Origin of the sequence: Leptolyngbya sp. NK1-12, assembly GCF_032598965.1 — a bacterium.
Taxonomy (GTDB): domain Bacteria; phylum Cyanobacteriota; class Cyanobacteriia; order Elainellales; family Elainellaceae; genus Elainella.
Genome location: NZ_CP053586.1, coordinates 4,847,573 through 4,868,491, shown reverse-complemented (window position 1 = coordinate 4,868,491; position 20,919 = coordinate 4,847,573). Strand labels below are relative to the sequence as shown.

Genomic DNA, 20,919 nt, shown 5'->3' with positions numbered 1-20,919 from the left:
CTCAGCTTGTGCAAAACAGCAACTGCTGAATATTTTAGAAGACGGCCCAGTCCCAAATTTGTCTTCTAAAATTTGTCTTCTAGTCGATGAGCCGCTTGAACAGTTCCAGTTTGCCTGCATAGGGAGCATAGCGCCATTTCAGGTCAAACCAGAAATTTTTTACCAACACGCTCTTGTAGTGCGAGAAAGTATCAAAGCTGGCTTTGCCGTGGTAGCTACCAATGCCGCTGTCGCCAACGCCGCCAAACGGTAAGCTCGAAGGAGCAATGTGCATAATCGTGTCGTTGATACAGACGCCACCAGAGGAAGTTTGGGCCAGAATCCGATCTTGAAATTGCTTATTGCGGGAGAAAATATAGAGCGCTAGCGGTTTGGGCTTAGCAGTAACCAGGGCAATGGCTTCTTCAATCTGGTCGTACTCGATTACCGGCAGGATCGGGCCAAAAATTTCCTCCTGCATCACGGTTGCATCCAGCGGTACTGAATCAAGAATTGTGGGGGCAATGTAGCGTTCGTCTGGGTTGGTTTGACCACCAACTAGAATCTTCCCATCGTTGAGCAGGTGAGCCAGGCGAGTGAAGTGTCTGTCGTTGATAATGCGGCCATAGTCAGGGCTTTGGGCCGGATCGCCATAAAATTCTTGCACTGCGGTTTGCATTGCTGTCAGCAGAGCCGGCTTAATGCGACGATCCACCAGCAGGTAATCGGGTGCAATACAGGTTTGTCCAGCGTTGAGAAATTTGCCCCAAACAATCCGCCGGGCAGCATACTCAACCTGAATATCGGAATCGACGATACAAGGACTTTTGCCTCCCAGTTCCAGCGTTACTGGAGTGAGGTGATTGGCAGCAGCCCGCATCACAATCTTGCCGATTGCCGTACCGCCGGTAAAGAAAATATGGTCAAACTTTTCGGCCAGCACCGCTTGGCTTACCTCCATACCGCCTTCCACTACCGCAATATAGGTTGGATCAAAGGTTTGGGCAATTAGCTGTGCCAAGATTCGCGAGGTTTGAGGAGCGAGTTCTGAAGGCTTCAGCAACGCACAGTTACCTGCTGCTATCGCTCCTACCAAGGGGGCAATCATCAATTGAAACGGATAATTCCAAGGGCCAATAATCAGCACCACACCAAGCGGCTCTGGATAGATCCGGCCCCTAGCAGGAAACTGATCCAAGGGCACTGCGACCGACTTGGGTTTGGCCCAAGCTCGCAAATGCTTGATTACGTAATTGATTTCTTTGATCACTCCAATCTCGGTCAGATAGGCTTCTAGCTCTGGCTTATGCAAATCGGCTTTTAGCGCCTCTAGGATCGCCGCTTCGTGATCGAGAATTGCTTGTTTCAGGGCTTTGAGCTGGGTGAGGCGGAACTCAACCGATTGGGTTTGGCCAGTTGCAAAAAAGGTCCGCTGTCGGTGAACAATGGCTGAGATCGAGTCTGTGCTGGAGTCTGGACCAGTTGTAGTGCCGGTTGGAATGACGTTAGTAGTGACCTGAACCATGAAAATCTCCCTTAAGCAACTCTTCTACTTTCTTAACAATTGTTAATTTTGACAATGTTCAGAACTATACCCTTTGTAGGGGTAGCGCCAAGACCAGACAGCTATAGACAATCCATAAAGCAATACGCGAAATCGGACGATTCGGATGTCTAATAGCTGTTTAGTTGATCTGCTCGAACCTAATTGCAAATGGTTAGCATGGATTAAACGGTCCAGCAGTCGAGGATAGCCTACCCTATGAATGAACAGCGCAAACTCTTTTCAGCCCTCTCTCATGGAGCGATTTTCTTTAGCTCGCTTTTGGTCTCGATCGGCATCCCGATTGCGATTTTGCTGATCAACAATGATCCAGTTGTTAAGGCTAATGCGTTGGAATCGCTTAATTTCCATATTAACCTTTACATCTACGGCGCTATTTTTGGACTGCTAGTTTTTATTGGTATTGGCATCCCGTTATTAATTCTGCTTGGCATTGCCAGTTTCGTTCTGCCGATTATTGCGATTGTCAAGGTTTTGAGCAATCCAGATCAACCCTACCGTTATCCCTTTTTGCTGCGAATTTTCTAGCCCTAAGGCAGGACTCCAGCCTCAATTCCTCTCTCCTGGACAATAGCGGCCTCAAGAGTAGTCAGCGGCACCTGGTAGAAAAACTGTTGCATAAACTGCTCTTGCCGCACTGCACTAAGAAATTGCTCGATCGCCTCGATTGCTGCCTCTGAGGGTGCCGTTGCTGTGGGTTGGTCCCCTATTTTCAAACCCGATGGAGTTTTAATCACAGCAAACCCGATCGATTTCAGTGCGACTAACCCTAGCTCCAGCGATTGCCTGCCGATACCTAGCTGGTTCTGGAGCGGCTCATAGGCAGTGAGAGTAGTGCTGCGGTTCAGTTCTTTGGCCATATTGAGCAACTGCTGCCAGATCTCGTCTGCGGGTTGCATGACCGGAGCTGCATAGGCCAACGCTAGCGGACGTTGCGAGCTTTGCGCTTGCCGCATCCAGGAAAAGAGTTCTGCCCAACTGCTAGGACAAATTGAAACCAGCACAACCGACTCGCTTGGGTGCTGCCTCTGGCCACGCCAGTCCAGGATAGGTTGAACTTCCCTGTCACCTGAGAGAATGCTCGCCTGACTGGTTCTGACAGCCACTAAACGAACTTCGTAGCGTCTTTTGCGCTTGCCATCTTCGTAGCTGTTGAAATCTAATTCCACAATCGCATCACAGCAGCCGACCGGTAGTTCATCTTTGTAATGTCCCCACCAAACGCCGGGGAACCCTTCAGGATGGGTATCATCGCAGATCGTAAATTCGGTTTTAATATACTCCAGCTTGCGACCCTGGAGGTCTTGCAGCTTGCGGTGCCAGGGCTTGGTAAACCAGCAGTTGCGGATCAGCAGCTTGGGAGTAGGATTACCGATGCCGTATGGCTCTAGTAATTTCAACTCTTGAAACAGCGCGGACCCCAACTCTGCCACGCTAACAACTAGATCTGCTTGCATGGGTGGCTTAGCGACGACTCCCGCGTTTGACAACCGCAGATGCTGATTCACTGCCTGAGTGAGCAGAGGAATATTCTCGACCGGCAAACTTAATCCCAAGGCATACGGATGGCCCCCAAAGCGATGCAGCAAGTGAGCCTGCTGTTGCAAGAGGGCATAGAGGTCGATCGAGTGCACCGACCGAGCCGAACCCCGCACTAATAGAACTCTTGTCGCTGATTCTGGTTGCTCTGTGCTCTGATCGATATCTAGCTCAAAATCTAACTCTGCACCCGGCTCGCTGCTCAATCCTTCCCTACTCGATTCTTCAGTGCTCAACAATATAGTTGGTCGCCCATATTCTTGAGCAATTTGCCCTGCCACTAGCCCCAGCACGCCCACCGACCACTGTGGATCGGCTAAAACAATCACCTGGGTGGTAGACAAATCGAGTTGAGCGATTTTGTCTTTCACCTGTTGCCCAACCTGACGCTGAAGCACTCGACGACGAGCATTAGCCAGCTCGGTTTCAACGGCAAGCTGGTGGCAGCGTTCTCGGTCTTGGCTCGTGAGCAATTCTACACAGAAGTGGGCATCTCCCCGAATCCGGCTAATTGCGTTAATCCGCGGCCCCAAGCCAAACGCAATATCCGTGGGACGATCACCACTACGTCGGCATAGCTCCAGCAATTTGGCAATTCCAGGTCGGGGTGGGTTGATTGGGTCTTGATTTTTTTGCAGGTAGGTAATTCCTAGCTGTGCCAAATAGCGACAGTCACCTGTCAGCATGACCAGATCGGCAATCAAGCCAATTGCGACCAAATCTAGCAGTGCCGTTAAGGGCCGCGTTGGAACATCGGGTAGCGTCAGGTAGAGTGCTTCCACTAGTTTGTAGGCCACAGCTACTCCAGACAAATGGGCCAAGGGGTGACTTGGAGGCAAGGTGCGAGGATTCAAAATGGCCGTGACGGGCGGGCGCTCTGGAGGTAACGTGTGGTGATCTGTGATAATCACATCAATTCCTAAACGCTGGGCATAGAGAAGTTCGGCTAGATTAGCGCTACCCGTATCGCAAGTGACGATTAAGGAACAACCCGCCGCTGCCAACTCAGCAATTCTGGTTTCAGACAAGCCATGCGACTCTGTTAACCGATTGGGAATTACGTAGGAAAGACAATCGGCTGGCAAGAACTCTCCTAACCCTTCCCAAAGCACTGCCGTGGCCGTGATCCCATCGGCGTCAAAATCTCCCCAGATCACGACTTTTTCGGCAGCTTGTCGTGCTTTCTGTAACCGAGCAATCGCCCACTCCATTTCTAGTCCAAAGGCAAACGGACTGGTGGGTTGATAGCAGCGAGGATCAATAAATCCAGGTAACTGCTCAGGTTGGCGAATGCCTCGTTGCCACAGTAGCTGAGCCGCGTGGCTTCCAGAAGATTCTGGCAAATACGGACGAATAGTTTCCAATAGCCAGTCTGGCACTTGTGTTGTGGGCTGAACCTGCCACCCCGATGATTCCAGCATGATTGACCTCAGCCTCAGCTCAATTCAAGCCTGTCTACTCTAGGCTCACCCATTGCTTAATTGCCTCTAGTTTGCCTGCCTCTAGTTTGAATAACTTGATTTGATACGCTTGCCTTTCTACTCTAGCGGCAGCATCTAAATATTAAGTACAAATGTCTCTAACCGAATTGGCTAGACGGGATTGGCTTGAAGCAGGATCGGGATGAGCTTTTTTCCCTTCCAGAGGATACTCAAAGAACAAGTTTAGACAGAATTTAGTGGAAGTACCGTTGCTTGGACCGCTTTTTACAAAGTTTTGAATAAGAAACTGTGCTGAGTTGTGAAACCTGGGAGTAGCAGCTGATTTTTCGCTGTTTCAGCGAAAACTTATGATAGTTTGGATGGATAGTCTGGCCTATGACCTGCCTACACCCAGGTTGACCCGAAGGTTTGACCCAAAGGTTTAATCCAACTATGCCCGGTTGCTATGGGCTGAGATTGACCTTGAACACCTGCTTGTGCTCCTTGCAGTTCTTTTAGCCAGAGGAATTTACCTGCCATTCAGCCCGATTGCTTTTAGGTTCAAATTTCTCTAGTTGTTTGTTTGATTACATGCGTCTGTGGAACTTTCATAAAGGCTTCCGGATCAATGGATTTATCAGGTGGAACAGGAAAGCAATGGAATTTGTGACCGTAGAAACCACTACCTACCTTTCTCTGTTTGTTTAAAGTTTCTGTTTGATTTCTAGAATTACCCGTTAGCACCAACTAGTAGCACTCACTAGCAACCAACGAATGATGCGCGTAACAACGAAGGTTCAGTCGGCTCAGCGTACTCAACTTCTCAGTTTCTCTCAATCTAAATCGTCCAATAAATCGTCCAAAGTGTTGCTTTGTGCCACCAATCAACTCTGTGGAGCTACGCGCTCAGTGATGGCAGCAGCAGTATTGTCAGCCCTTTTAACTCCCTTGGCTTGGGCAGTCTCTCAGGCAGCTAACGCCGCACAGCAGCCTCAGAAGACAGTTGTTGCATCGTCTCTAGCCAACTCAACTCATTCAACTTCCGAACCAGCTCAGCCTCACGCCCAACCGGCTCAAATTACCCAGTCTCAGGTACCGCCTTCTGGTGCACCCACCCAATCGTCACCGCGCCGGGGTGTGATTCTTACCCCTTCCCTGCCGAACCGAACGATTGTTCCACCTCCCACTTCGGCCTTCCCCTTTGAAGAAGCCTACACCCTGGGCCCCAGCGATCAGATTCAAATCGATATCTTTGATGTACCCGAACTCAGCGGCGCGACCGCAGGCCGCTACATCGTTCAGCTCGATGGCACGATCAATCTAATTTGGGCTGGGCCGGTCAAGGTACAAGGATTAACGCTTCAGCAAGCAGAACAAGCAATCAGTCAGGCTTATGCCCGGTTTATTCGGAATCCGCTTGTAACCGTCAGCTTGATCGAAACCCGCTCCCTACGCATTAGCGTGGCCGGTGAAGTGAAACGTCCTGGAGCCTATGTGATTAGCCCAGAAGGCGCGACCGACAACCGCATTTTGGTAGAAGCAGGCGGTGCTGGTGGAGGTGTCACCAATCAATGGCCCACAGTCACCAAAGCCCTGCAAGCCGCAGGTGGGATTACTCAATTTGCAGATTTGCGCCGGGTTCAGGTGCGTCGACCTTTGACCGATGGTTCGTTAGAAATTATCGATGTCAACCTCTGGGAACTGCTGCGGACCGGTGAGCTGAATCAGGATATCCGGTTGCGCGACCGCGACGCGATTGTAATTCCTACAGCAACCACCCTCAATGAGAGCGAAGCGCTTGTGCTCGGCTCGGCTAACCTCTCGCCAGAAACGATTCGGGTCAATGTGATTGGAGAAGTGTCCAATCCTGGGGTAATTGAGGTATCCCCCAATACGCCCATGAATCAAGCCTTGCTTGCAGCGGGCGGTTTCCAACGGCCTCGTGCTCGAACTAGCAAAGTTGAGCTAGTGCGCCTCAGCCCGAATGGCACTGCAATTCGACGCACCGTTGATGTGGACTTGGCGGCTGGCATCAACGATCAGACCAACCCAGCTTTGCGAGACTTTGACACAATCATCGTCAGCCGCAACGGCAACGCTGTATTCTCTGACAATCTCAACAGCGTTTTAGACCCGTTTGATCGATTCTTTGGTATTTTCAACACCATCTTTGGCACAATCAACACAATTACTGAGATTGGCGACGAATAACTGAATAACTGACAGCTAATGACGAGCAAACAGGTGCTAAATGATTAATTGATTTATTGCTCAACTACAGACCACAAACGCAAAAGATCGTTTTTCTAATCGTTTCGGTTTTGTTCTACCATCAGGTCTAATATCAGGTCCAACAATAAGAGATCGGGTGCATCTTTAGTGAATGAATGATCATGATAAACACTAGATAGGCGCAGGTTGCGAAAGAGGCAGGGTTGAATGATACCAAGCACCCATATTATAGAGATACTGATCCCAGCAGTCTGGGCATACTTTTTCTCTAAGCGAGAAGACTTTGCTGGTGGTTTTTGCAGCTTCAGCCAGGTGTCGCGGCACTCTATTACTTCTACTTCTCTAAGTCGGGTTAGTTAAGCTACACAGAGGTCAACATGGAGATTGAACAAACCACTCAAGCATCAGCGGCTCAAGCATCAGCGCCTATGGTGCGGGGGAGACCAGTTGTGCAGTTAGCCCCGCCCGACGTTGATGACCTGGACAATGCCCCCAATCGAGGATTAAATCTGCGTTCCCTAGGCCGAACGATTCAGCGACAAGCCTTGTTGATTGCCGGGGTCGCTACCGTTGTGGCTGTTGCCGCCGGTTTTCAAGCGATGAAGATTCGCCCCGTCTACGAAGGAAACTTCCAGTTGCTGGTTGAACCGGTCTCCAACGCTGCTCGTGTTACTGACCCCTTGACAGTTACCCGCACCCAGGGCGACAACATTCCATCGGGCGATGTGTTTACGCTGGACTATTCAACCCAAATTGAGATTCTACAAAGCCCCAGCATGTTGACCTCAATTGTGCAGGAGGTGAAAACCCAGTACCCTGAATTCACCTACGATCAGCTGCGGGCAGGGCTGAAGGTGCAGCGATTGGTACCAGAGAACGCTCCGGACGCGACGCGTATCATCAAGGTAACCTACGAGGATCCCAACCCAGAACTGGTTCAGCATGTTCTGAAGGTGACGGCCGATCGCTATCTGCGCTACAGCTTGGAAGAACGCAAAACTCGCTTTGGCGAAGGTATCAAGTTTATCGACGACCAGTTACCAGAAGCCCAGCAGCGAGTGAACAGCATTCAGGATGAGCTTCAGCGTCTGCAACAGCAGTATGACTTGATTAGCCCAGCATCCCAGGGCGATCAGCTCTCTACTAACATTAACGAGATTACGACGCAGCAGTTGGCTACCCAACGGGAATTACAGGAACAGCGGGCGCTCTACAACAGTCTCCAGCGCCAGTTAGAGCTGACTCCTGAAGAAGGGATTGCCGCCTCGGCTCTCAGTGAAGACCCAACCTACCAGACCTTACAGCAAAACTTGGTCGAAATTGATCGCCAGCTTGCCGTTGAATCAGCTCGTTTCAATGATGATAGCCCGGTGGTGCGGTCCCTGCGGGAACGGCAAAGGAACGTCTCTAATCTGTTATCTCAGCGCGCTCAGCAAATTGTCGGCCAAAGCCTGCCTGGTGGTTCTGGCAACCCTCAGGTGCAGGCGTTCCAGAACTCAGTCCGGATTGGTTTAATTAACCAGATGGTTGAAGCTGGCAACCAGATTCGCGTTTTGGAAGTACGAAATCGAGAAATTGCTCAGGCTCGTCAAGCGTTTGATCGTCGTTTTCAGCAATTTCCCGCGATTTCCCGTCAGTATACGGATCTGACCAGAGAATTAGAAATTGCGACCCAAACCTTGAATCGCTTGCAGACGCAGCGCGAAACCCTGCGGGTCGAAGCAGCCCAGACCGAAGTGCCATGGGAAATGGTATCAGAACCGCTGATTCCGCGCGATGCGGAAGGCAATCCAGTCCCCGAACCTACGAAAGCCTCGAACTTGATGATTGCTGGGGCCGCCCTAGGTTTACTGCTAGGAACCTTGCTGGCGCTACTGCTGGAGCGCTATCGCAATGTCTTCTACACAGTTGAGGATTTGCAAGAGGCGATAAAGCTGCCCTTGATTGGGGTTATTCCTTTCTCGAGGGGCGCAAAGCAATCGCTAGAATTCCCCTCCAGCTTCGGTGGCGGTGACTTTGAGGATAGTCGCCTAGAAACCGCCTCATTCCGGGAAGCCTTTAGCGATCTCTACTCTAATATCCGCTTGGCCGATCCACCGATTCGTTCCCTCATGGTCTGCTCTGCCGAGCCTGGAGATGGTAAGACAACGGTCGCGCTTTACCTAGCTCAGACGGCAGCGGGCACCGGTCAGCGCGTGCTGTTGGTGGATACAAACCTGCGTTTACCCCAGATCCATACCCGATTGGATCTGCGCAATTCTAAGGGTTTAAGCGATTTGTTGACCGGTGATGCGAATCCCGAAGAAATGCTTCAACGGTCGCCGCTGGCCGAGAATTTATTTGTTCTGACGGCAGGCTCTTCGATGCCTGGTTCGGCCCGCCTGCTCGGTTCAGATCAAATGAAGTATCTGATGGAAAAGTTTCAGAGCATGTTTGATCTGGTCATCTATGACACGCCTCATCTGTTTGGCCTGACCGATGCTAGCTTCCTCACGACCCAGGTGGATGAGGTGCTGATGGTGGTAGCGGCGAACAAAACCAATCGAACGGCGGTTGAGCGCGTTCTCAATAAACTGATGAGCCTGCGAATCGCTAATGTCAGCATGGTCGCCAACTATCTGCGGGAGCACAACAGCCCCAGCAGCAATGCTTACACTCGCTATAACCAAAATCTGCTGCAAGCGCGTCGAGACGGCTCTGCTCTGGACGCTTGAAATTCTTGATGTCTGGCTGCTGATTGGCAAGACATCCAGACAACTTGACTTCAGCTAGAAGCAGCTATCGGGCTGGGGGGCCAGCAGTCAGTGTAATCACCGTCAGCTCAGGCGGACAGAACAAGCGACCAGGCAGGTAGGTTCCTAAACCGCGATTGACATAGAGCCAATTTTCGCCCACCCGATGTAGGCCTTGTGCCCACTGCCAATGGCGCACGACTTTATAACAGTCTTCCCGCATGTAGGGAATCCAAGGCCGCCAAGATTTGGGAACGTATCGTCGAAAGGCTTGGTACCAGGTTGGCAATGGCCCTAGCCCCGGGATTACTACCTGGCCGCCGTGCGTATGGCCTGAAAGCTGTAGATCCACTCGCCATCGCTGCAAAGGTGCGGCTGTATCTGGGTTGTGGGAGAGCACTAGACGTGGAATGTCCGGATTGAGTTGGTTCAGCACCGTTGGATCAAACTCTTTCGACCAAAAGTCTGCTAAACCGACCACGGGCAACCCGGTGCCAAATGGATAGGCAATTTGATTCCACAGGACTTGGATCCCCGCTGCTTCAAAGGCTGCTGTTACCTGGGCACGCGCGCCCGCAGGGCATATGTCATGATTCCCTAAAACTGCATAGGTACCCAAGCGACTCTGCAATGTTTGCAGCCGTTGAGCTAGCTCAGGGGCAGGCGTTGGATCGTCAGTGACATAATCTCCCGTCAAAGCGACTAAATCGGGTTGGATGGCGTTACTCACCTCAATGACTTGGGTTAGCATTGCCTCAGACAGACGCAAACCGTCGAAGTGTAAATCAGAGAGCTGAACCAGTTTAGTTCCTTCCAAAGAGGATGGCAGACCGGCAATGGCAACCGTGATCTGCTCGACGCTCAATCCACCCGACAGTAGCTTGTGCATAGCATCAATCTTTCCTGAGAAACCACCCCAGCCTACCAAAAGGCAATCTCACATAGGGTGTTATCGTCGCAACATTCGGCTGTTAAATTCTGGGTCGTCAATTCCGGTGAAGCTACCCAAACCAACAGCTCAGTCGAATTTGAACTTATTTTGTCTTCAAGGAATTTATTAAACGCTATAGTTATCTGGATTTTGCAATTGCGCTGATGTAATTAGATATGGGAACTCTAGAAACAGGTCAAATCCTACCTTTCATGTCTACAGGCAAAAATCCTGATGGTTTGAAGATTAGCTAAATAAATTATAATAATCTGCCCATCTCAAGCGAATTAAGGCAAAGTATGTTTTAGGGTTCAATTCAGATATTAATTTGGGTTTGATCCGTCAATCAAATCAGGACCACTCAAGAGAAACTGCTCAAGGAACCGGCTTCCATGACCGTAGTGCTGCAAATTGGGAATCGCTCTATCACGGCTGAAGAGATCTTGCCCCTGATGGCAGGGTACCAGATGTTACCTCAATTCATTCAAGAGATCTTGATTGATCAGGCCATTGCCTCGATTGAATGTACCGAAGAAGAGGTTTCTGCTGCTTGCCAACAGTTTTATGTGCAAAACCAGATCACCACAGATGAGGCTCGGCAGGTCTGGCTGCAGCGCTATGGGATGGCTCCAGAGCAACTCGAATCCCTCGCTACTCGTGAACTGCGGATCGAGAAATATAAGCAGTTGACCTGGGGACCCAAGCTCGAGTCCTACTTCCTCAGCCGCAAAGATAAGCTAGACAAAGTCATCTATTCCTTGATTCGAACGCAAGATACCGGCATTGCTCAAGAGCTTTATTTCCGCATTTTGGAAGGAGAGCAGAGCTTTGCTGAACTAGCCCGGACCTATTCCCAAGGGCCAGAAGCCCAAACCGATGGGTTAATTGGCCCTGTAGAACTGAGCGTTCCCCATCCCACTTTGGCTCAGATTCTTACCCTTAGCCAGCCAGGGCAATTGACACCTCCCACTCGTGTCGGAGAATGGTTGGTTTTAGTTCGGTTAGAAAAATTTATTCCAGCCCAGCTTGACGACTCGATGCGACGCCGCTTATTAAATGAATGCTTCAATAACTGGCTACAAGAGCAACTGAATCAGATCAGTGCATTTACCGTCTCTCAAACCACCAATGGCAGCGAGCCGGCCCCACCTGTTGAATCTACTGCAATTGATTCTGCCGTTACCCCCACAGCACCATGACCTATACCAAATCTAGTGTTCAAGAATTTTTGGCAACCGTCGATCCGTTTGATCAGCTCGCTCCTGACGCCTTAGAACGGGTTACAGAACAATTTCAACTGCTGCGCTACCGCATTGGGCAAGCTGTGTTGGTGCGGGATCGGCTGCCGAACCAAGTTTCGATTCTGTATCAAGGGCAAATTCGGTTGTTGGGATATGATCCCCGCACTCAGAAGCCAGTAACGCTTGCTTTGCTCCAACCTGGAGAAATTCTAGGCTGGATCGGCCTGATTCGAGGCATCCCTTGCGAAACGGCTATTGCCTCCCGTGAAAGCATCTGTTTAACGATAGGGGCAACGGATTTTCTAGAGTTGCTGAAACGGGAACCCCGACTGGATCAGGCGTTTCGGAACCGTTGCTCCCTGATCGAGATCTACGACCTGTTGGGGACTGAACTCCACCGTCAGGCTAACGGTAGCGCCGATCTGAAGGAATTAGCGCTAATAGCCGAATCCCAAGCTGTGATTTGTAACTTACCCCCTGGCCGAACTCCCACCAACCAGCTAGAACCCGATCGGATCTGGCTCGTTAGCGGTGGCGGCTCAATCAGTAACTTTTCAGCTGGTAGCCGCCTCAATGTCAACAGCCGCTCTAGCATGGGAGGGTTAGGATACTTAGAGGTTAATGGCGATCGCGCCGCGCGGGTGATTGGCTTTCCAGAAACGATTACCGCAGAAGCGCCCGATGAAGTTGTCTCTGACGAGGTTGGAATTGAAGACAGTCAAGCCGATCTCGATATTCCTTATGCACCAGATCGCCCGCCCGAACCCGATCCCAGCATAGAGCTGCCGGTTCAGCAAGCACCGCAAAAATATCCCTTCATCCGCGGTCGGGGCGAACTGGAAGTGGCTATGGCCTGTCTTCAAATGCTCTGCCAACACTTCAATATGCCTTTCCGGCGAGATGTAGTGCGGCGGGTTTTATCCAGCCAGATGGAGCGCAGCGGCGGCATCTCGTTAGAACTGTGCGGTGCCGTAGCGGAAATGATGGGCCTTAACGCTCAGCTTGTGGTGGTTCCAGCTAGCGCAATTGGTCGATTAGAAGCGCCAGCGCTAGTGCAGTGGCAAGACAGTTTGGCGCTGCTCTACAGCATTAGCGAGCGTGAGCTGGTGATTGCAGTGCCGGAACTGGGCATTGTCCGCCGCAAACCAGCCGATTTTGTCGAGACTTGGGGAGAGCGAGGCGAAGTTCTGCTGCTCAAACCCACCAAACAAACGCCACAACAGCGCTTTGGTCTGTCCTGGTTTTTGCCTGCAATTCGCAAACATCGCCGTGTTTTGATCGAGGTGTTCATTGCCTCCTTCTTTGTGCAGCTATTTGCCCTGGCCAACCCTCTGATGATTCAGGTGATCATCGACAAGGTAATCATCCAAAAAAGCGTCGATACGCTGCATGTGTTGGGGATTTTGTTGCTGGTGTTGGCAGTGTTTGAAGCCGTGCTTAGCAGCTTACGGACCTATCTATTTGTCGATACTACCAATCGGATCGATATGTCTCTAGGCTCGGAGATCATCGATCACCTGTTTCGTTTACCCCTGAGGTACTTCGAGAAGCGACCTGTGGGTGAACTGGCAACCCGGATTAACGAGCTAGAGAATATCCGCCAATTCTTAACCGGTACGGCCTTGACCGTGGTCTTGGATGCCGTTTTCTCGGTAATCTACATCGTGGTGATGTTCATCTATAGCTGGCTGTTGACGCTGGTTTCACTGGTGACGATTCCTCTGTTTGTGCTGTTAGCAATGGTGGCCTCACCGCTGATTCGCCAGCAGTTGCGAGTCAAGGCTGAGCGCAACGCTGAAACCCAGTCCTATTTGGTAGAAGTGGTATCCGGCATCCAAACCGTTAAAGCCCAGAACATGGAGCTTCGAGCCAGATGGCAGTGGCAACAGCGCTATGCCCGCTATGTTAGCGCTGGCTTTAAGACCGTGTTGACCTCTACAACGGCTGGATCGGCTAGTAACTTCCTGAACCAGCTTTCTGGACTGCTGGTGCTGTGGGTGGGTGCCTACTTGGTCTTGCAAAACCAGCTGACCCTTGGTCAACTAATTGCCTTCCGGATCATTGCCGGCTATGTCACTAGCCCACTGCTGCGATTGGCGCAACTCTGGCAGAACTTCCAGGAAGTGGGGCTGTCGCTTGAGCGCTTGAGCGACATCATCGATTCTGCCCCTGAAGCAGACGAAGTGGATCGCCTCAACATTCCAATGCCTCCCATTCAAGGCGCTGTTAAATTCGACGATGTCTCCTTCCGATTTGGCACCAGCGGACCTTACCAGCTCAATAACGTTAGCCTCGAGTTCCCGACTGGATCGTTTGTGGGCATTGTTGGTCTCAGCGGTTCGGGTAAGAGTACGCTAATGAAACTCTTGCCACGCTTGTATGATCTCGAATCAGGGCGAATCTTGATCGATGGTTATGACATCAGCAAGGTAGAACTCAACTCCTTGCGGCAGCAGGTCGGGATTGTGCCCCAGGATAGCTTGCTGTTTGAAGGCACAATTCAAGAGAACATTGCCCTTACCTGCCCAGGGGCATCAGCGGAAGAAATCATCCGAGCCGCCCAAATTGCGGCAGCCCATGATTTCATCATGGAACTACCCAGTGGCTACAACACTCGCGTCGGTGAACGGGGTGCTTCTCTCTCTGGCGGACAGCGGCAGCGGATTGCGATTGCTCGAACCGTTTTGCAGCATCCCCGCTTGCTGATTCTGGATGAAGCGACCAGTGCGCTAGACTACGATTCAGAACGTCGCGTGTGTCTCAATCTGGCAGAAGAGTTCCAAGGGCGTACCGTGTTCTTCATTACGCACCGCCTCAGTACAATTCGCAATGCCGACACGATTGTGTTAATGGATAAGGGATCTCCAGTTGAGATCGGTACCCATGATCAGCTGATGGCACTGCGGGGTCGCTATTTCTGTCTCTATCAACAGCAAGAAGCCGAAATGTAGCCTGCTGATCGTTTGCATCAATTCCGTCAATTACTAATTTGCTTCCAATAATTTCTATCGCTGCATAGGCAGATGATCAATCCCTCAGGAGGTTTAGCACCATGAATGGACAAAACAGCGCACCCGATGGCTCAACCCAAAGGGATTCTAATCCGCAAAAAACCGGAGCGCTGGTAGTAGGCAGTAAATCTGATTTGGCTACTTCGCGCTCGGCAGAAAATAAAATGATTCGCGCTGAAGAATTTGATCAGCCAATTATTCTGCAACAGCCCAATACTTGGTCGAGAGCCATTGCCATGGGCATTGTCGGTGTGACGGTGCTGACGATTGGTTGGGCTTCGGTTGCCAAGATGGATGAAGCCGTGATGGCCACTGGCCAGCTTGAGCCGCAGGGTGCCGTACAACCAATCCAAGCTCCGATTAATGGCGCGGTTGTGGAAGAAATCTATGTCAAAGATGGGCAACGAGTCAAGCAAGGCGATCTATTGATTCGCTTTGACCCAACGGCTGGAGCAGCAGAACTACGGGCTGCGGAACAGATTCGTGATTCTCTGGTTCGCCAGAATCAGTTTTATCGATCGCAACTAGCCGGTTCATCGCCCGTCAGTGTCGCTGAAATCAGCAAATTGAACCTACCGCCAGAGGTGCTGTCACTCACCAAAAATCGAGAGACCTTACTCGAAGAAAACCGCTTGTACCAAGCTCAGCTGGCTGGCAATACAGCTAGCCTAACTCCAGAACAGCAGATTCGGGCTCAAACGGGTTTACTCGAATCTCAATCGCGAGCGGCGGCAGCTCAAGCTAAAGTGGCTCAAGCTCAGCAGCAGCTCAGCCAAACTCAAGCTCAATTACAGTCAGCGCGCAAAAGCTTAGCAATTGACGAGAAAATTTACAATGACCTTGCTCCGCTGCTGGTCGATGGTGGGATTGCGCGAGTGCAGGTGGTTCGGCAAGAGCAGCAGGTGATCGAGTCACGGGCAGAGGTCAACCGTCTGGAGCAGGAAGAGCAACGCTTGCAGTATGCGATCTCTCAAGCCCAACAGGAGTTGGCTAACACGGTTGCCGTATCGGGTAAGGATTTGCTAGACAAAATTGCCGAAAACAATGAGCAGATCGCAGCCATCGATAGCCAGTTGAATAAGGTGATTCTCGATAATGAGTCTCAAATTGCTGAATCCGAGAAGCGATTGAGTCAAGCTCAGCTAACCTTGAGATATCAGGAATTGCGCGCACCGGTTGATGGTATTGTGTTTGATCTGCAAGCCAAAGGCCGGGGATTTGTTGCCAATTCCTCTGAACCAATCCTCAAGATTGTACCGGGCAACGCACTGGTTGCTGAAGTTTACATCACCAATAAAGATATTGGTTTTGTCAGCGAAGGAATGCCGGTGGATGTGCGGGTTGATTCCTTCCCATTTAGTGAATTTGGCGACATCAAGGGTACTTTGGTCAATGTTGGCTCGGATGCTCTACCCCCTGACCAGATTTACAATTACTATCGGTTCCCAGCCAAGGTTGAAATTGACCGACAGGCTATCAGCGTCCGGGGAAATGAGGTACCCTTGCAGTCCGGGATGTCTGTTAGCGCCAATATTATTACCCGCAAGCGTACTGTCTTGAGTATCTTCACCGACTTCTTTACTCGTAAAACCGATAGTCTCAAGAACGTTCGTTAATTAGTGACGTAGTCATCTATTGAGCTATTCAGTTGATTTACCCAGTCAATTGATTTCTAGTTTTGAAGTTTAATCTTGCCCTTGGTTAGTCTATTAGGTACTAAGGGCGATTTTTTACGAATTCCTTATCGGTTTACTTGCTTATCGCTATCTGACTCTAGGCATTCAATGAGGTTCGAATAAAATCATCCTTCTTGAAATCTTGCACCTGCGTTAAGCCACTTCGCAGCTAGGACAGCCTAGCTGCCTTTATTTTTTGGGCAGAAAAATTTGTGCCACTGTGTGAGAATTGAGCTAAGCTTAACGAGAGTTCAAAGGGCATGATGATTTGATTGGTATATCTGGCATGGTTGACGAGTTAGTTAAAGTTAGTTAATTGACTGGTGATTGCCTGATCTCAGTGCCAATATGGCTACGGTTACATCAGTCAATCTCATCTAAGGGATGTCGGGCGTTTTTAAATTGACCAGCCTAATTTGATCGTAGATTAGCTGTTTTTGCTTGCTAATTTAAGCGGTTAACTTATTTAAGTAACAATAGTCAGTAAAGCGTTTCGTCGAATATAGCTTTTTCCACTCTGGTAAGGTACGGGGGTGTGGGGGCGAAGCCCGCACGCAAGGGCTGGGTTTCTGCACCCCATTTTTTGTACTTCATTAGCCTGGAAAAGGTTGTATATATTTGACAGAGATGGAATGCTGATTTTACGAAATAGATGCTAGAAGCTAGCATCTCAGCGTATGCTAACGGTTGAATTGCCGTCAGGAATAAGGATTGGTGGCAAATCAATTGAAGTAATGAAGCGTCGGTATAGCTTAGTTAAAAATTCTAATTATGCCAATAAGATCGCGTTTCAAGCGATTAGTTTTTGTTGGTTTGAATATGGCAATTAAGTTTATTGAATCTTGCGTATTTCATAGTTCATATTTGATGGTCAATGCTAAACTTTGCATCTAAACAGTATAAGGAGCAAGCTCTGCTACATCAAGGATCAAAATTAGGATCAAAAGGAGCAGCGGTAGCTATTACTCTCCTAGCAATTAGCAATGCTTGAGTCGCAGGAGTAACGAGCAGGAGTAATTATGTCGGAACTGATTACAGTCAATCCCCCCGGTACACCCTCCACCGGCCCCACTCTGGGTTTGAATATTATTAATGAACAGCCCGTTCAAGTGTTTAAGCAATCGGCTACGGGGCCAGTTGTTGTAGCGGGTAGTCCAGGACGAGATGTGATTCGAGTTAGTTCTCCCGGTGATGTAACTGGCTATGTGATTGAAGCAGAAGCTGGCAATGACGAGATTATTGGGGGGGCAGGAGAAGATCAGTTGTCTGGTGGTGCAGGTAACGACCGGATTGAAGGCGGGCGCAGTCGAGATAAGATCTTTGGCGGTAACGGTAACGATCAGCTTTTCGGGAATGAAGGAATTGACGTTATTGATGCAGGAGAAGGCGACGATCGAGTCGAAGGCGGTGATGGCAACGATGTACTACTCGGTGGACCAGGGAATGATCGCCTCTTTGGTGGCAATGGAGAAGATTTGCTGCGAGGTGGTAATGGCAGAGATATCCTTTCCGGTGGTGATGGCAGCGATACGATGCGGGGTGGAAGAGGCAATGATCTGCTGATTCCGGGTGCTGGACGAGATGTCATGAAAGGCGGATTTGATCGCGACACATTCCGGTTTGAAGCTGGCTCAACTGGGCCTGGCCAACTCGACCGCATCACTGATTTCAATCCTAGTGATGACACCATTGAGCTGAGTCGGGCGCTGTTGCCAGGTTCTGGGTTAGGACGGGGTCAGTTAAGCAGTGAAAATTTCGCCATCGTTCAAGATGTAGAAGCGGAAGTTATCACGGTCACGGCTACTTTGGTTTATGAACAGAAGTCGGGCATTCTGTACTACAATCCTGCCAGCGGTCAAGATGTACCGTTGGTGCAGTTGCAGGCCAATCTTAGCGAGCTGAGTGCAGCTAATTTCAGGATTCTCTAGGAGCCTAAAGATAGGATCCTATAAGCGCTTACAATTGCTAGTTAACCTAGTTTAGTCCTAGTCTAGTCAATTATTGCCTTTGAAGCTTCATCTTTCTGAACTGTATTACAACTTAGGTCATATTCTGCATCAACAAAATGACCTAGCTGGGGCAGTTGCCGCTTACCAACAGGCAATCTGCCTCAATTCTGCTTTTGCTCAGGCTCACCACAGTTTAGCGGTTGTCTTGAGTGAACAGGGGCGGTATGAAGCTGCTATCCAGCACTATAAACAGGTGATTGCCCTCCAGCCAGATGCGGTCAAAGCCTACAATAACATTGGCTGCATTCTGGTTCAGCAGGGAAAATGGCATGAAGCGCTGCTCTTATATCACCAGGCTATTTCATTGAAACCGGATTGGGCTGTACTGTACTGCAACCTTGGTAGAGCTGTAGAGTCTACCGATCCAGTAGCCGCAGTAGCTGCCTATCGTCAAGCCAGCGATTTACAGCCAGATCTAATTACGGCTCACTACAATCTAGGGCAAGCTTTACAAAAACAAGAGCAACATCAGGCAGCCATTGTTGCGTTTGAACGAGTGCTGGCGATGGATGCTTCTGATGCCGCTGCTCATACTGGATGTGGTTTGAGCTATCTAGCGTTGGGCCATTGGCAGCAAGCTCTATACCATTTCCAGCAAGCTCTTTTGCCCCAGCAAAGCTACATCGCAGCTTTTTGTGACTGGGTCGATCAGCTTCCAGAGACCGATCCCGATGAGCTGGTTGTGGCTCGCAAAGCCTGTAGTCAGTTTTTGCAAGCCCTGCTTCAGCCGCAATCCTCGCTCCCAACCTTAAAGCTAGGGAGGGCAAGCCCGATTTTGGCAGATTGCTCCAGTACAAATCAGTATGCAGATTGGCAGCAGCTTTTAAGTCAGACTTATTGGCATCTGGGTAATTTGTTAATGCGCTACGGTGGAGGCAACCAATACCGGCAAGCAGAACATTATTATCAGAAAGCCTTGCAGCTTCAGCCCCGCGACATTGAGCTGTCTCTCCAACTCATAGAATGCTTGGTCAAGCAAAAGCGCTGGAACGCCGCATTATTAGTCAGTCACTGGGCGCTAATGCTCTCTCCGGAGAGGGCAGTTTACCAGAAATTAGGTAATTTGCTAGAGCAACAGGAGCGATGGCAAGAAGCTATTTTTTATTACTGCCAAGCGTTAAAAAGTAAGCAGCGACGCTCGTTATCTACAGCATCAATTTCGGTCGATTCCTCGTTCGAGCTAAATTCACCAAATCGTCAACCTTCTCCAATAGAATCTGTTCAAGGTATTTATAAGTTGACATTAGATTGGGTAAATCATGCTCAATCTCATGACTATGTTAGCTTACAGCCTGATGCAGATCATCAATTGATTCGTAAACCCACCGATTTTCCCCAAAGTTTGTCTTCTGCTTCTTCGCTATCTCGTTGTATAAAAAACAGTTCCAATATTCATTCGGAGTGTGGTGGATTAAATTGTCAACGATGCCTGCAAGAAATTGAGTCCCAATTTCAATTAGTGCATTTAGGCCAAAGGGTGTACACTTGCGAGGCTAGAAGGTTGCACGTTCAGTTGCCATCCTATTTTGTGGCTGAAGTTATGCAAGGATACACTTGGATCTCTCCTTACGTAAATGCCTGGATGGTCACTAATGCAACGGCTGTCTTCACGCCCGATCGCTATTTATTAGCTGATGTTTCCCGTGAGTATCCAGGGCAGTTGCCTACCTGTTCCCAACCCTATTCCAGTTTTGATCGCGTATTGCAACCCAAAGCCTTCTCTGAGGCTGAACATATCAGAGGGCGAGTGGCCGTGCTAGCTGGCCTTTCCGGTCATAACTATTTTCATTGGATGGTGGATGTGTTGCCGCGAATTGAACTATTACAGCGTGGTGGAGTTGATCTCACTGACGTAGACTGGTTTTGGCTCAATCAGCCACAGTCCCAATTCCAACGGGAAACATTGCAGATTTTGGGCATTCCATCTACTAAAGTTTTAGCGAGTGATCGTCATCCTCATATCCAGGCTGATTTGATTGTGCCAGCGTTTCCCGGTCATTTAGGCTGGATAGAACCGTGGGTATTGGCATTTCTGCGCCAAACTTTTTTGCCAATTGCTGCCGCTATGGTTCCCCGGCAACCACTCCATCAGCGAATTTACATTAGCCGCAACAAAGCTCATCATCGCCGCTTACTCAACGAAGCAGCGGTTCTTGATTGCTTGAAACCCCTGGGATTTGTGGCGGTTGAACTGGAATCCTTATCATTCCTTGAGCAGATTGCCTTGTTTGCTCACGCGGAGGTGATTGTTGCGCCTCACGGTGGCGGTTTGACCAACACCCTATTTTGCCAACCTGGAACCTGCGTTGTCGAACTATTTGCTCCCCATTACATCCGCCACTACTACTGGGTGATTAGCCACCAGCTTGGCTTGCGACACTGGTTTATCAAAGGTAAGGAATTCATCTGTTCTCCAGTTCATCGTCTCATGTATCCCAGCCCGTTGATGGACGATATTTGGCTCGACCTAGATGCCCTACAGGTCGCACTCCGGCAGATTGGCTTGAAATGAAGTTGGCCGCAATGCTGAGGATCACAGCTTTACAAAAAGTTATGTAGATTAAGGAGCGACTGAAAAATTTCT

11 protein-coding genes are annotated in these 20,919 nt (G+C 49.8%); 8 read left to right on the top strand and 3 right to left on the bottom strand.

Annotation, left to right across the window (positions count from 1 at the left end):
• Positions 1-79: 79 nt before the first annotated feature.
• Positions 80-1,504 (bottom strand): aldehyde dehydrogenase, encoded by a 1,425-nt coding sequence (locus HJG54_RS20715; RefSeq protein ID WP_316431120.1) that lies wholly within the window; start codon positions 1,502-1,504, stop codon positions 80-82.
• 237 nt (positions 1,505-1,741) lie between these two features.
• Between HJG54_RS20715 and HJG54_RS20710 the strand changes: the two genes are divergently transcribed.
• Positions 1,742-2,071 (top strand): DUF4870 domain-containing protein, encoded by a 330-nt coding sequence (locus tag HJG54_RS20710; protein WP_316431119.1) that lies wholly within the window; start codon positions 1,742-1,744, stop codon positions 2,069-2,071.
• Between the two features lie 2 nt (positions 2,072-2,073).
• On the opposite strand, the gene HJG54_RS20705 is transcribed toward HJG54_RS20710, so the two are convergent.
• Positions 2,074-4,503, bottom strand: coding sequence for a single-stranded-DNA-specific exonuclease RecJ (locus tag HJG54_RS20705; RefSeq protein WP_316431118.1), 2,430 nt, complete (start codon positions 4,501-4,503; stop codon positions 2,074-2,076).
• A gap of 774 nt (positions 4,504-5,277) precedes the next feature.
• Here HJG54_RS20705 and HJG54_RS20700 point away from each other — a divergent pair.
• Both HJG54_RS20700 and HJG54_RS20695 read left to right on the top strand, forming a co-directional pair.
• Positions 5,278-6,714 (top strand): polysaccharide biosynthesis/export family protein, encoded by a 1,437-nt coding sequence (locus HJG54_RS20700; RefSeq protein WP_316431117.1) that lies wholly within the window; start codon positions 5,278-5,280, stop codon positions 6,712-6,714.
• 398 nt (positions 6,715-7,112) lie between these two features.
• Positions 7,113-9,449: a GumC family protein gene (locus tag HJG54_RS20695; protein WP_316431115.1), complete on the top strand. Its 2,337-nt coding sequence runs from the start codon at positions 7,113-7,115 to the stop codon at positions 9,447-9,449.
• Positions 9,450-9,513: 64 nt separating this feature from the next.
• On the opposite strand, the gene HJG54_RS20690 is transcribed toward HJG54_RS20695, so the two are convergent.
• Complete coding sequence (locus HJG54_RS20690; RefSeq protein ID WP_316431114.1) at positions 9,514-10,356, bottom strand: metallophosphoesterase; 843 nt, start codon at positions 10,354-10,356, stop codon at positions 9,514-9,516.
• A 434-nt stretch (positions 10,357-10,790) separates the two neighbouring features.
• On the opposite strand from HJG54_RS20690, the gene HJG54_RS20685 reads away from it, so the two are divergent.
• The 5 genes from HJG54_RS20685 (at position 10,791) to HJG54_RS20665 (ending at position 20,847) form a co-directional block, all read left to right on the top strand.
• On the top strand, positions 10,791-11,597 hold the full coding sequence (locus tag HJG54_RS20685) for a peptidylprolyl isomerase (protein WP_316431113.1): 807 nt from the start codon (positions 10,791-10,793) through the stop codon (positions 11,595-11,597).
• Positions 11,594-14,590, top strand: a complete 2,997-nt coding sequence (locus HJG54_RS20680; RefSeq protein ID WP_316431111.1) for a peptidase domain-containing ABC transporter — start codon at positions 11,594-11,596, stop codon at positions 14,588-14,590. Before HJG54_RS20685 ends, HJG54_RS20680 begins: the two co-directional genes overlap by 4 nt.
• 101 nt (positions 14,591-14,691) lie before the next feature.
• Entirely contained in the window at positions 14,692-16,266 is a 1,575-nt protein-coding gene (locus tag HJG54_RS20675; RefSeq protein ID WP_316431110.1) for an HlyD family efflux transporter periplasmic adaptor subunit, read from the top strand.
• A gap of 1,079 nt (positions 16,267-17,345) precedes the next feature.
• On the top strand, positions 17,346-18,254 hold the full coding sequence (locus tag HJG54_RS20670; protein ID WP_051924818.1) for a calcium-binding protein: 909 nt from the start codon (positions 17,346-17,348) through the stop codon (positions 18,252-18,254).
• Between the two features lie 79 nt (positions 18,255-18,333).
• On the top strand, positions 18,334-20,847 hold the full coding sequence (locus tag HJG54_RS20665) for a tetratricopeptide repeat protein (RefSeq protein ID WP_316431109.1): 2,514 nt from the start codon (positions 18,334-18,336) through the stop codon (positions 20,845-20,847).
• The last annotated feature ends 72 nt before the right edge of the window (positions 20,848-20,919 follow it).

Coding starts and splice junctions, on each gene's coding strand:
- HJG54_RS20715 (WP_316431120.1), bottom strand. CDS start 1,504: ATGGTTCAGGTCACTACTAACGTCATTCCAACCGGCACTACAACTGGT.
- HJG54_RS20710 (WP_316431119.1), top strand. CDS start 1,742: ATGAATGAACAGCGCAAACTCTTTTCAGCCCTCTCTCATGGAGCGATT.
- HJG54_RS20705 (WP_316431118.1), bottom strand. CDS start 4,503: ATGCTGGAATCATCGGGGTGGCAGGTTCAGCCCACAACACAAGTGCCA.
- HJG54_RS20700 (WP_316431117.1), top strand. CDS start 5,278: ATGATGCGCGTAACAACGAAGGTTCAGTCGGCTCAGCGTACTCAACTT.
- HJG54_RS20695 (WP_316431115.1), top strand. CDS start 7,113: ATGGAGATTGAACAAACCACTCAAGCATCAGCGGCTCAAGCATCAGCG.
- HJG54_RS20690 (WP_316431114.1), bottom strand. CDS start 10,356: ATGCACAAGCTACTGTCGGGTGGATTGAGCGTCGAGCAGATCACGGTT.
- HJG54_RS20685 (WP_316431113.1), top strand. CDS start 10,791: ATGACCGTAGTGCTGCAAATTGGGAATCGCTCTATCACGGCTGAAGAG.
- HJG54_RS20680 (WP_316431111.1), top strand. CDS start 11,594: ATGACCTATACCAAATCTAGTGTTCAAGAATTTTTGGCAACCGTCGAT.
- HJG54_RS20675 (WP_316431110.1), top strand. CDS start 14,692: ATGAATGGACAAAACAGCGCACCCGATGGCTCAACCCAAAGGGATTCT.
- HJG54_RS20670 (WP_051924818.1), top strand. CDS start 17,346: ATGTCGGAACTGATTACAGTCAATCCCCCCGGTACACCCTCCACCGGC.